Here is an 11,501-nt window from a genome sequence, read left to right on the forward strand (position 1 = left end):
GATTCCGGTATAATCCTTAATTCTGTACCACAATCAGGCACATATCCAGCCCAGCTGGATATTTGAGCCGTCCTGTGTGACAAAAATCACTCAGTATGCAATCACGAACCGAAAACGTGGTTTGCGGCGACTGGCCGGGTTGCGGTAATATCTTGCGGTTGCGCCACAAGAACCTGAAAACTCTCACTTGTTCGTCACTTTACGGCGCGGCGAGGCGTCGCTAACACGGCCGTTGCTACGGTGATCAGCACGTTTTATGCCATCCCATCACATTGCTGAAAGCAAAGCGCATCCAATGCGAAAGTAATGGTTTGCGGAACCCTCCCTCGTGAACCGCATTCTTTGCGAGCCTCGTCCAAATAGAAAGAAAAAGCGTGCTGACAAGAGTTGTCGTCTCGATCGTGAACTTCTGCACCCGGTTTGCACTGCCGGTGGTGCTCGTTTGTGTGCTTCTTTCGATTGGCGCGAGCTATTACACGGCGAAGAATTTCTCGATCAATACAGACATCAACAAGCTGATCTCGCCCAATCTCGATTGGCGTCAGCGCGACATTGCCTTCGACAAGGCCTTCGACCAGGAGCGCCTGATTATCGCGGTGGTTGAGGCGCCCACACCTGAATTCGCTAATGCCGCAGCCAATGCGATGGAAGCGAAGCTGGTGACCAACAAGACGGATTTCGACTCGGTTCGCCGATTGGATGGCGGAGCTTTCTTCGAGAAAAACGGCTTGCTGTTCCTGCCGACCAAGGAAGTTGCGCAACTGACGGGCCAGTTCCAGCAAGCTGCTCCCCTGATTGAAATCATGGCCGGCGATCCCAGTCTGCGCGGTCTCACCGGCGCGCTGGAGACCGGCCTCACCGGCATTCGCCGCGGGCAGCTTCAGCTCGACGCCGCAGCGCCGACCTTCAACGCCGTCTCGCAGACCATCGAGGACGTGCTGAAAAACGGCAAGGGCACCTTCTCATGGCGCGGGCTGGTCAGCGACAAGCCTCTGACCGATGGCGACAAGCGTGGCTTCATCGAGATCAAGCCTATCCTCGACTTCAACGCGCTTGAGCCCGGCAAGACCGCGACAGATGCGATCCGGCAGGCTGCCATCGACCTGAACATCGCTGGCGAATACGGCGCACGCGTGCGGTTGACCGGCCCGGTCCCCATCGCAAACGAGGAATTCTCCACCGTGCAGGATGGAGCCATCGTCAACGGGATCGGTACGGTTTTGATCGTGCTGGTCATCCTCTGGATGGCGCTGCACTCGGCCAAGATCATCGGCGCCGTCTTCGCAACTCTGTTCGTTGGCCTCGTCACAACGACCGCCGTCGGTCTTATGATGGTGGGCTCGCTGAATCTGCTGTCGATCGCATTTGCCGTGTTGTTCGTCGGCCTCGGCGTCGACTTCGGCATTCAGTTCAGCGTGCGTTACCGCTCCGAGCGCTACAAGAACGACAATCTGCCGCTCGCTTTGACGAAGGCTGCCGAATATTGCGCAGTACCGCTGTCGCTCGCCGCTTTCGCAACGGCTGCCGGTTTTCTGTCGTTCCTTCCGACCGATTACAAAGGCGTGTCCGAACTCGGCAAGATCGCCGGCGCCGGCATGATGATCGCGTTCCTGACCAGCATCACCGTTCTGCCGGCATTGCTCGACCTCTTGAATCCCGCGGGCGAAAAGGAGCCCGTCGGTTATGCGTTCCTGGCGCCTGTCGACCGTTTTCTGGAAGAGAAGCGTTTCTGGATTATCGGCATCACACTGGCGCTCACGATCGCCGGTCTGCCGTTGCTCTACTTCCTGAAGTTCGACTTCAATCCGATCAACCTGCGCAATCCGAACGTCGAGTCGATCGCGACCTTCCTCGATCTGCGCAAGGATCCGAACACCGGCGCCAATGCCGTCAATATCATGGCGCCAAACGAGGCCGCTGCGAAGCAGGTCGAAGAACGTCTCTCCAAGGTCCCGGAAGTTGCTCGTACGATTTCGCTCGGCAGCTTCGTTCCTGAGGATCAGCCCGCCAAGCTGAAGGCGATTCAGGAAGGTGCGAAGATTCTCGAGCCGGCTTTGAACCCTGAGTCGATCGACAAGGCGCCGACTGATGCGGAAAACGTCACTTCTCTGAAGGACTCGGCGGCGAGCCTGCGCAAACTTGCGGGAACGCAGACCAGTCCTGGTGCCGTCGCCGCCAAGCGTCTGGCGGATGCATTGGCCAAGACCGCTGATGCCAGCCAGCCTGTGCGCGATCAGGTGCAGGCGACCTTTGTGGTGCCGCTCAAGCTCGCGCTGGGGCAGTTGCGTAATCTGATGCAGGCGAGCCCGATCAGTTTGCAGACCTTGCCAGCCGAACTGGTGAATTCGTGGAAGACCAAGGATGGCCAGATCCGCGTCGAGGCGCAGCCCAACGGCGATCCGAACGATAACGACACGCTGCGCAAGTTCGCTGACGCCGTGCTGAAGTCCGAGCCGCTTGCCGTCGGTGGTCCAATCTCGATCCTGAAGTCGGGCGACACCATTGTCACCGCCTTCATTCATGCGGGCATCTGGGCGCTGCTTTCGATCTCGTTGTTGCTGTGGCTGGCTTTGCGGCGCATCAGCGACGTGTTGCTGACTATCGTCCCCTTGCTGGTGGCGGGAACGGTCACGCTGGAGATCTGTGTGTTGATCGGCTTGCCGCTGAACTTCGCCAACATCATCGCGCTGCCGCTGCTGCTTGGCGTCGGCGTGGCGTTCAAGATCTACTATGTGACGGCCTGGCGGGCAGGCTACAAGAATCTGCTGCAGTCATCGTTGACACGCGCGATTTTCTTCAGCGCGCTGACGACTGCTACGGCGTTCGGGAGCCTGTGGCTGTCGAACCATCCGGGCACCGCGAGCATGGGTAAACTGCTCGCGATGTCCTTTGTCGTGACGCTGGCGGCCGTGCTGCTATTCCAGCCGGCTCTCATGGGTAAGCCGCGCGAGACTAGTGAGTGACCTTGTTGATCTCGGGCAGAAGGCAGATATCGCCGATATCGGCCGGCTGTCCCGGCACCGTTGCTGCAGCAGTTTTCTGACCGGCAGGAGCGGCAGCCTTGGGGGCGCCGCCAGCGGGAGCCGGTGTAGTCTTGGGTGCAGCAGCAGCCGTCGGAGTAGCCGCTGGGGCCATCTTGCCACCGGTGGCAGGGCCCGCCTTGGGCAGGGCGCCCTTGGCGGTGAGGTTCGAGGGGCTCGATGGAATCGAGGGGCCTACGCGCGTCCAGGTCTGGCCGCCGCACAGGAAACCGAGGACGCATCCTTCGATTTCAAGTTCGTCAGCCGTATCACCGAGCTTGATCGTCGATTTATAGAATTTTCCGTCCTTGGCATTGTAGACCTGACCCGCCCACTTGTCGTTTGCGGCATTCTTTTTCATGTCCAGCAATGTCACGATGCCCAGAGTGGGGCGCGTCTTCTTGGTGGCATCGGGATTGTTCTTGTCGATCCCGCCGGGGGTCTTTTCCCAGGCTACGGCCCCCCACATGCTGCCGCCGCATTCGGCAACACGAATATGCGCGACGCCGTCCTCGACCTTCCAATCGCCGGTCGGGTCTGCTGCAAATGCGGGAGCCAGCCCTGCCGAAAACAAACCTGCCGAAAAAAGGATTCCGCAATATGTAAGAGTACGCGTAGTAATACGTGGGCGCTGCAACATGTTTAGACCTATGCTTAAGTAGCGGTTCTCGGCGAAGTCAAATCGCCGCATTTACGGTTTTCAGTTGACGAAGCGACCATCAACCGACGTATGTAACTCATGGTATATCCGAATCTAGACGTTTCCGAGATGTTTGTTGAACGGGAGGCGCAGCGTAGCTCGATGCATACGCGCCATCTTAATGAACAGCTCGTTCGAGTCCTCAAGACCATCGGATATGACGTTGGCTTTCAGCGAGGCACCGGCCAGTATTTGTTCGACCGGGACGGCGCCCGTTATCTCGATCTACTGAGCGGATTTGGCGTTTTTGCGATTGGCCGGAACCATCCGGTGATGCGGAATGCGCTCAAAAGCGTGCTCGACGCCGACATGCCCAATTTGGTGCAAATGGATGTTTCCACACTCGCAGGTATCCTCTCCGAGAAGCTGCTGGAAAACGTCCCCTATATGGACAAGGTGTTTTTCGCGAACTCGGGCGCAGAAACCGTCGAGGCCGCGATCAAATTCGCCCGCAATGCGACCGGCCGCGACGGGATCGTATATTGCGATCACGCCTATCACGGACTGACCTATGGCGCGCTGTCACTGACCGACGACACCAATTTCCGCACCGGCTTCGGTCCACTGCTCTCGGGTTGCACCACGGTGCCGTTCAACGACCTCGAAGCGCTGGAGAAGGCGCTGTCGTCGAAACAGGTCGCCGGCTTCATCGTCGAGCCGATCCAGGGCAAGGGCGTCAACCTGCCCACCGATGAATTCCTGTCGGGCGCCGCTGCGCTGTGCCGCAAATACGGCACGCTGTTCATCGCCGATGAAATCCAGACCGGCCTCGGACGTACCGGAAAGTTTCTGGCGATCGAGCACTGGAACGTCGAACCCGACATGATCCTTCTCGCAAAGGCCTTGTCTGGAGGTCATGTTCCTGTTGGCGCACTGCTGACGCGAAAAAGCATCTTCGACAAGATCTTCAACCGTATGGATCGCTCGCTGGTCCATGGTTCGACCTTCGGCAAGAACGATCTGGCGATGGCCGCGGGTATTGCCACGCTGGAGATCATGAAGCACGAGAAGCTGGTCGAGAACGCGGCCAAGCGCGGTGCTGAATTGCGGCTCGCTCTGCAGAACATGATTCCCGAATTCGAGCTTCTGAAGGAAGTGCGCGGCAAAGGTCTCATGATCGGTGTCGAATTCGGCCCGCCGAAGTCGCTGCGCCTCAAAGCATCGTGGAATATCCTGGAGTCGGCCAGCAAAGGCCTGTTCTGCCAGTTGATCACCGTACCGCTGTTCAAGGAGCAGAAGATCCTGACCCAGGTCTCCGGTCACGGCAGTCACACCATCAAGCTACTGCCGCCGCTGGTTGTCACCGAGGAAGACGGCAAGTGGATCGAAAACTCGTTCCGTACCGTTATCGCCGATAGCCACAAGGTTCCTGGCGCGATCTGGTCGCTCGGCAAGACGCTGGTCGACAACGCCGTGCGGAAGTCAGCCTAGGTTTCAGCTCGCTCCCGTTGCAAGTTCGACCTTGCTGCCGAAATCAGTAAGTTCATCGGCGTTCAAATCGCTGACTGCCCAGTAGGTCAGGCCGCGCTCGCTCCAGTGGCGAATGTTGAAGCCCTGAACGGTCTCGATCCTGGCCACGCGTGATTCTGCATTTGTCGTCTGTGCAACGAACAGATTGATCACATGGGTGCGCCGCCGATAGACGATGGCGCCAATCGTTCGGCCGTTGACATAATCAAGCCGCCCGCCGATCAGCGTGAAACCCTGCGCGGTGAGATCGACAACCGGCGGCGCTACGTCAAGCCGACCATTGAACCAGGGCTTCACCGTGTGCTGATCGGTGGAGAGCACGTCGGTGAGATGTCCGGCCTGCAACGCGCGCAGATGCGCCGACACGACCTCCGAAAGAATACGCTGCTCGTCTTCGTGGCGAAGCACGACGACGACGAGGCCGGTCGCAGCCACGGCGGACAACACCGACCCCATCGCGAAGCCTTTCAGCACGGCGCGACGATTTGGCGCGTGAGCCTTGGGGAGCGCTGCTTCGATGCGCCGGCGTAGCTGGGGAGGCGCCGTAAAATGCAGATCGATGGCGGCCATTGCGGATCGCATGTCGCGATAGGCGTTCAATTGAGCAGCGCAGCGCTGGCACGTGGCAATGTGTGCTTCGACCTCGCGGACATGCCCGGCGTCGAGCTCGTCATCGAGTAATGCGTGAAGAAGGATCTCGGCCTCGTCGCAGGTCATTGGTGCTGCTCCTCTTCAGCCATCCATGCGATCCGGAGCATCGCACGTGCACGGGCGAGACGCGACATCACGGTGCCGATGGGCGCGCCGACGATGTCGGAAATCTCGCGGTAAGACAGGTTTTGCATTTCTCGCAGGACGAGGATTTCCCTGAACGGTTCGGCAAGCGTGCTCACGAGACGCTGGATCGTCGTGGCGTCGCGACGTCGGAGCAGTTCCGCTTCCGGCGAAGCCTGTGCCTCATGCCAGAGCGGCGCAGCTTCCTGCGACTCTGCCTCGGCGATTTCGGCGATCGCGGTTGGTGAGCTCATGCGACGGGCGAACTCCGCATGGCAGATATTGCGCAGGATGGCGAACAGCCATGGTTTGATTGCAGGGCCACGATAGCTGTCGAAATGTTTCAGCGCGCGGAGATAGCACTCCTGTACGGCGTCCTCCGCGGCGTCAGCGTCGCGCAGCAGATAGCGGGCCAGCGTATAGACGTCGTCGAGGCATGGCAGCGCGACCTCGCGAAAACGGCGCGTCCTTTCGCCATCGTCGTCAGCTCTGTGCGCTGGCATCGACTTGTCCTTGCCGGCCGATGTCCGGCTGCTGGGTTTCCAGAGGCCGGGCATCGTTGTGATGCCTTGGTTTTGGCCGCTACTCAACCTTGATTATCCCCGTCATATGCGGATGCAGCGAGCAAAAATACGTGTAGTCACCTGGTGACGTGAACGTGAAGGAATAGCTGTCGTCAGTATCGAGTGTTTTCGACCTGAATTTTCCGGCTGAGACCACGGCGTGCGGGATGTCGTCTCGGTTCTTCCAGGTGACGGTCGTGCCGACCTTGATGGCGAGCTGCGCCGGCTCGAAGGTGAAGTTGTCGATCATCACCGCGAGGTCTTCGCAGCGCGCCGCTGTCATGCAAGAGGTTATGACGGCAAAAATGGCGACACGGATGCAGATGTTGCGTAAGGTGACGGATATCATGTTGCGATGCCCTCAGCCTTGCAACGGGGTATCGATGATGGCGAGGCGTTCATCGCCGGGTTTGAAGATGATGCTGGCGATGCCCAGCAGGCCGCGTAATTTGTCGTCGGCCACCTTCATGGGGCCAGGTGAGGGCGCTGTCCCCGGTGCCGGTTGTGGAAACGCAGTTGAGCGTGCGGTGTGGAACGTGACGTTGCCTTCCACTTTCTGCATCACCTGATGGATATGGCCGTTCAGCACCGTGACCGAGCCGAAGCCCTTGAGGTAGTCCAGCGCGCGTGCTCCGTCTTCGGTACCCCATCCCCAGGTCGGATAGACCGTCCAGAGCGGGATGTGCGCAAACACCACGATAGGTGTCGATTTCGATCGGCCGCGAAGATCGTCTTCCAGCCACGCCAGTTGTTCGGCGCCGAGGTTTCCAAGTCCGCCGGCTTTGAGATCGACGACGTTTACGAGCCCGATGAAGTGCACGCCGCTCGCGTCGAAGGAATACCAGCCGGAGCCCTTGGTCCCGCGTCCGTAGCGCTCGCGGTAGAGCTTGACCTCTTCGTCGATGAAATCGTGCTCCCCTGGAACGTAATGCACATCGAGCCGCGCTTGCGAGATGATGCGGTCGGCATCGTCGAATTCGGAGGCCTTGGAGAGATGGCTGATATCGCCGGTATGGATCATGAACGATGGCTTCACCGGCATGGCTTTGATCCGGCCGATGGCTTCCTCGAGCGTACCGATGGCGTTGGGATTGGCTGGCTTGTCGAAGCCGATATGGCTGTCGCTGATCTGCAGAAAGGTCAGGCCGGTGGGCTCTGCCGCTTGTGCTGAATCAATCAGCCCAAGGGCGTGCGGAACGCCGCCGGCGATGCTCCAGAGCACGCCCGTGCCAGCCCATGTCATGCATTCCAATACCTTTCGGCGGCTCAGGCTCGGGTCGCCGTGGGAGTGATCGTGATCAAATGCACTCATTGCCAATCTCCATCGCCCTGCATTGGGCTATGGGGACTGGACCGACGAAGACGGAAATTTATTCCCGCCGAACGAGGTTATCGCGAATCCGTGATGATCATCGACGCGCCTTTTTCCGCGATCATCGCGGTCGGCGTGTTGGTATTGCCCGACGTGATCGTCGGCATCACTGAGGCGTCCACGACCCGCAATCCGGCGATCCCGTAAATGCGCAGCCGCTCGTCCACCACGGCCATCGGGTCCGATGACGTGCCCATCTTCGCGGTCCCGACAGGATGGAAGATGGTGGTGCCGATATCCCCTGCGGCCTTGGCCAGCGACGCCGCATCGTCGCCAACCGATGGTCCCGGCAGGTATTCTTCGGGATGATAGGCGGCGAGGGCCTTCTGCTTCATCAGCCTGCGCGTGACACGGATCGCATCGGCAGCAACCTGACGATCGTCGTCTGTTGAGAGATAGTGCGGAGCAATTGCCGGTGCGTCATCGGGCTTCGCCGAGCGCAGTTTGATTTCGCCGCGCGATGTCGGCTGCAGATTGCAGGCAGCAATGGTGATCGCCGGAAAGCGATGCAGTGGATCGCCGAATTTGTCGAGCGAAAGCGGTTGTACATGAAACTGGATATTGGCGCGTTCGCGATGGGCGTCGGAGCGCGTGAAGATGCCAAGCTGCGATGGCGCCATGGTGAGCGGCCCGCGGCGGCGAAGCGCGTAATCGACGCCCATCCAGCCACGGCGGAACAGATTATAGTAGGTCTCGTTCAGCGTGCGCACGCCGGAGACCTTGTAGATCGCGCGCTGCTGCAGATGGTCCTGCAGATTGCGACCGACGCCCTGACGGTCGAGCGTGACGTCGACGCCAGCGGCGGACAGCCACTCCGCGGGTCCGATACCGGAGCGCTGCAACAGATGCGGTGAGCCGACCGCGCCAGCACACAGGATGACTTCGCCCCTGGCGAGCGCCTCCATCTCCTGGCCGTTCTGGGTGAAACGCACGCCGATGGCGCGGCCGTTTTCGACGATCAGGCGATCGACCATCACTTTGGTTTCGAGGCGCAGGTTCGGGCGATGCAGTGCGGGCTTGAGAAAGCCGCGGGCCGACGACCAGCGCCGACCGCGCTTCTGGTTGACGTGAAAATAGCCGATGCCTTCATTGTCGCCGGTGTTGAAATCGGCGGTCTTGCGAATGCCCATTTCGGCCGCTGCATCGCCGACGGCGTCGAGTACTTTCCAGGACAGCCGCGGCTCTTCGATACGCCAACCGCCACCCGCGCCGTGATGTTCACTAGCGCCGAGGAAATGATCTTCCAATGTCTTGAACGCCGGGAGGACATCGTCATAGCCCCAGCCATTGAGGCCGAGCTGGCGCCAGTGATCGTAGTCGGCGGCCTGGCCGCGCATCGAGATCATGGCATTGATCGCGGAGGAGCCGCCGATCACCTTGCCGCGCGGATAGGCCAACGCGCGGCCATTGAGGCCGGGCTCCGGCTCGGTGCGGAACATCCAGTCGGACCGGGGATTGCCGATGGCGAAAAGATAGCCTACCGGAATGTGAAACCAGATCCAGTTGTCGTTGCCGCCGGCCTCGAGAATAAGGACGCGCTTGCCGGGATCTGCCGAAAGGCGATTGGCGACGATGCAACCGGCGGTACCTGCACCAACCACGATATAATCGAAATCACCCTCGAGCCGTGTCGTCATCGTTTCCCTGCCGCATCCGTTTCACGGTCTCACCTGCCGTGCCGAAAGGGATTAACGAGGCGGCGGGCGTCTGTACAGCGTGGGATGGGACCGGTGGGGTGGGCCGTTGGCACGCGACATGCTAGACAAGGATATCGCCGTTCCACCGCATCGAGACCTTGACCCATGCCCATCATCAATCGTGTCGCCGATCTGCAACCGGAAATCATGGCCTGGCGCCGTGACCTGCATGCCCATCCCGAGCTGATGTATGACGTGCACCGGACCGCGGGCTTCGTGGCGGAGCGGTTGAAGGAGTTCGGTTGCGACGAAGTTGTGACGGGCCTGGGACGCACCGGTGTCGTTGGCGTCATCAAGGGCCGCAAGCCGGCCTCCGGCGAGCACAAGGTGATCGGGTTACGCGCTGACATGGACGCGCTGCCGATCGAGGAAGCGACCAATCTGCCTTACGCCTCGAAGACCCCCGGCAAGATGCATGCCTGCGGTCACGATGGTCACACGTCCATGCTCCTGGGCGCTGCGCAATATCTCGCCGAAACACGCAATTTCGCCGGCAATGCCGTCGTGATCTTCCAGCCGGCCGAAGAGGGTGGTGCGGGCGCTGCAGCGATGATCAAGGACGGCCTGATGGACCGTTTCAAGATCGATCAGGTCTATGGCATGCACAACAATCCCGGCATGCCGGTCGGCTCCTTCGCGCTGCGCCCGGGCCCGATCATGGCAGCGATGGACCGCATCTCGATCCAGATCGAGGGCAAGGGCGGCCATGCTGCCTATCCGCACAAGACCATCGATTCCGTGCTGGTCGGTTCGCAGCTCGTGATGGCGCTGCAGACAATCGTCTCCCGTACCGTCAATCCCTTGGAATCCGCGGTGCTCTCGATCTGCGAATTCCATGCAGGGCATGCCAGCAACGTCATCCCGGCTACCGCTGAACTGCGCGGCACCGTGCGAACGTTGAATTCCGAGGTGCGCGATCTCATGGAGAAGCGCATGAACGAGGTGGTCAACGGCGTCGCGCTGCAGACCGGCGCGAAGATCGTGCTCGACTATGACCGCGGCTATCCCGTCGTGGTCAACCACCCCGCCGAGACCGACATGGCGGTGCGCGTCGCCAGCCAAATATCCGGTGCCGAGAAGGTCAATGTCGACATGCCGCCGGTGATGGGCGCCGAAGACTTTGCCTATATGTTGGAAGCGCGCCCGGGCGCCTTCATCTTCTGCGGCAACGGCGATAGCGCCGGGCTGCATCACCCCGCCTATAATTTCAACGACGATGCGATCGTCTACGGCACGTCCTATTGGGTGAAGCTGGTCGAGACCACTCTGGCGGCCTGACAGCGAGCGTGACGCAACGATTTTTGATCGTTGCGTCACAACCTCAGGAACAAGACACATCAGGTGACGTTGAGCCGCGGGAAACAACCCCTAGCTTAACGGAGTGCGCGCGTCATGGCGACCAAAGACAAAGACCTCAACGACCTCTTTCTCGATACGCTCAAGGATATCTACTTCGCGGAAAAGCAGATCCTGAAAGCCCTGCCGAAGATGGCCAAGGCCGCAACCTCGGACAAATTGCGCGCCGCTTTCGAAAAGCATCACGACGAAACCGAAGGCCAGGTCGAGCGCCTGGAACAGATCTTCGAGCTGCTCGACAAGCCCGCCCGCGGCAAGACCTGCGACGCCATCATGGGTATCCTGGATGAGGGCAAGGAAATCATGGACGAATACAAGGGGACGAGCGCGCTCGATGCCGGCCTGCTCGCCGCGGCGCAGGCCGTCGAACATTATGAGATCTCGCGCTATGGCACCTTAAAGACCTGGGCTACGGAACTCGGCATGAAGGACGCGGTGCGGCTGCTCGACGAGACGCTCAATCAGGAAAAGAAGACCGACGAGTCGCTGTCGGTGCTGGCGAAATCGGCGGTCAATCTGGCTGCGGCAGCCTGACAAAAAGAGCCACCT

General features: G+C 60.1%; 10 protein-coding genes. 4 read left to right on the top strand and 6 right to left on the bottom strand.

Annotation, left to right across the window (positions count from 1 at the left end):
• The first annotated feature begins 374 nt into the window (after positions 1 to 374).
• The gene (locus AB8A38_RS28835) at positions 375 to 2,963 is read left to right on the top strand and encodes an MMPL family transporter (RefSeq protein WP_439088299.1); all 2,589 of its coding nucleotides are present in this window, start codon (positions 375 to 377) and stop codon (positions 2,961 to 2,963) included.
• On the opposite strand, the gene AB8A38_RS28840 is transcribed toward AB8A38_RS28835, so the two are convergent.
• On the bottom strand, positions 2,953 to 3,660 hold the full coding sequence (locus AB8A38_RS28840) for a DUF2147 domain-containing protein (protein WP_439088301.1): 708 nt from the start codon (positions 3,658 to 3,660) through the stop codon (positions 2,953 to 2,955). The genes AB8A38_RS28835 and AB8A38_RS28840 overlap by 11 nt on opposite strands.
• A 99-nt stretch (positions 3,661 to 3,759) precedes the next feature.
• Here AB8A38_RS28840 and hpnO point away from each other — a divergent pair, with 99 nt between their 5' ends.
• Positions 3,760 to 5,151 carry an aminobacteriohopanetriol synthase HpnO gene (hpnO, locus tag AB8A38_RS28845; RefSeq protein ID WP_315842962.1) on the top strand — a complete coding sequence of 464 codons (1,392 nt, stop codon included), beginning with the start codon at positions 3,760 to 3,762 and terminating at the stop codon, positions 5,149 to 5,151.
• A 3-nt stretch (positions 5,152 to 5,154) separates the two neighbouring features.
• Here hpnO and AB8A38_RS28850 read toward each other — a convergent pair whose 3' ends face one another.
• The 5 genes from AB8A38_RS28850 to AB8A38_RS28870 all read right to left on the bottom strand — a co-directional run bounded on the left by AB8A38_RS28850 (position 5,155) and on the right by AB8A38_RS28870 (position 9,536).
• Positions 5,155 to 5,907 carry an anti-sigma factor family protein gene (locus tag AB8A38_RS28850; protein ID WP_315842961.1) on the bottom strand — a complete coding sequence of 251 codons (753 nt, stop codon included), beginning with the start codon at positions 5,905 to 5,907 and terminating at the stop codon, positions 5,155 to 5,157.
• The gene (locus AB8A38_RS28855) at positions 5,904 to 6,467 is read right to left on the bottom strand and encodes a sigma-70 family RNA polymerase sigma factor (protein WP_439088303.1); all 564 of its coding nucleotides are present in this window, start codon (positions 6,465 to 6,467) and stop codon (positions 5,904 to 5,906) included. The genes AB8A38_RS28850 and AB8A38_RS28855 overlap by 4 nt, the downstream gene beginning before the upstream one ends.
• A gap of 79 nt (positions 6,468 to 6,546) precedes the next feature.
• Positions 6,547 to 6,876, bottom strand: coding sequence for a cupredoxin domain-containing protein (locus AB8A38_RS28860; RefSeq protein WP_315842959.1), 330 nt, complete (start codon positions 6,874 to 6,876; stop codon positions 6,547 to 6,549).
• Positions 6,877 to 6,888: 12 nt separating this feature from the next.
• Positions 6,889 to 7,839: a metallophosphoesterase family protein gene (locus AB8A38_RS28865; RefSeq protein WP_439088305.1), complete on the bottom strand. Its 951-nt coding sequence runs from the start codon at positions 7,837 to 7,839 to the stop codon at positions 6,889 to 6,891.
• Positions 7,840 to 7,916: 77 nt separating this feature from the next.
• Positions 7,917 to 9,536, bottom strand: coding sequence for a GMC family oxidoreductase (locus AB8A38_RS28870; RefSeq protein ID WP_439088307.1), 1,620 nt, complete (start codon positions 9,534 to 9,536; stop codon positions 7,917 to 7,919).
• Positions 9,537 to 9,701: 165 nt separating this feature from the next.
• On the opposite strand from AB8A38_RS28870, the gene AB8A38_RS28875 reads away from it, so the two are divergent.
• Together AB8A38_RS28875 and AB8A38_RS28880 are read left to right on the top strand one after the other, a co-directional pair.
• Positions 9,702 to 10,874 carry a M20 aminoacylase family protein gene (locus AB8A38_RS28875; protein ID WP_439088309.1) on the top strand — a complete coding sequence of 391 codons (1,173 nt, stop codon included), beginning with the start codon at positions 9,702 to 9,704 and terminating at the stop codon, positions 10,872 to 10,874.
• A gap of 114 nt (positions 10,875 to 10,988) precedes the next feature.
• Positions 10,989 to 11,486, top strand: a complete 498-nt coding sequence (locus AB8A38_RS28880; protein WP_439088311.1) for a YciE/YciF ferroxidase family protein — start codon at positions 10,989 to 10,991, stop codon at positions 11,484 to 11,486.
• The last annotated feature ends 15 nt before the right edge of the window (positions 11,487 to 11,501 follow it).

The organism is Tardiphaga sp. 839_C3_N1_4 (assembly GCF_051811045.1).
GTDB lineage: Bacteria > Pseudomonadota > Alphaproteobacteria > Rhizobiales > Xanthobacteraceae > Tardiphaga.

Excerpts from the sequence above, each read along its gene's own strand:
- AB8A38_RS28840 (WP_439088301.1), bottom strand. The coding sequence starts at position 3,660 with ATGTTGCAGCGCCCACGTATTACTACGCGTACTCTTACATATTGCGGA.
- hpnO (WP_315842962.1), top strand. The coding sequence starts at position 3,760 with ATGGTATATCCGAATCTAGACGTTTCCGAGATGTTTGTTGAACGGGAG.
- AB8A38_RS28850 (WP_315842961.1), bottom strand. The coding sequence starts at position 5,907 with ATGACCTGCGACGAGGCCGAGATCCTTCTTCACGCATTACTCGATGAC.
- AB8A38_RS28855 (WP_439088303.1), bottom strand. The coding sequence starts at position 6,467 with ATGCCAGCGCACAGAGCTGACGACGATGGCGAAAGGACGCGCCGTTTT.
- AB8A38_RS28860 (WP_315842959.1), bottom strand. The coding sequence starts at position 6,876 with ATGATATCCGTCACCTTACGCAACATCTGCATCCGTGTCGCCATTTTT.
- AB8A38_RS28865 (WP_439088305.1), bottom strand. The coding sequence starts at position 7,839 with ATGAGTGCATTTGATCACGATCACTCCCACGGCGACCCGAGCCTGAGC.
- AB8A38_RS28870 (WP_439088307.1), bottom strand. The coding sequence starts at position 9,536 with ATGACGACACGGCTCGAGGGTGATTTCGATTATATCGTGGTTGGTGCA.
- AB8A38_RS28875 (WP_439088309.1), top strand. The coding sequence starts at position 9,702 with ATGCCCATCATCAATCGTGTCGCCGATCTGCAACCGGAAATCATGGCC.
- AB8A38_RS28880 (WP_439088311.1), top strand. The coding sequence starts at position 10,989 with ATGGCGACCAAAGACAAAGACCTCAACGACCTCTTTCTCGATACGCTC.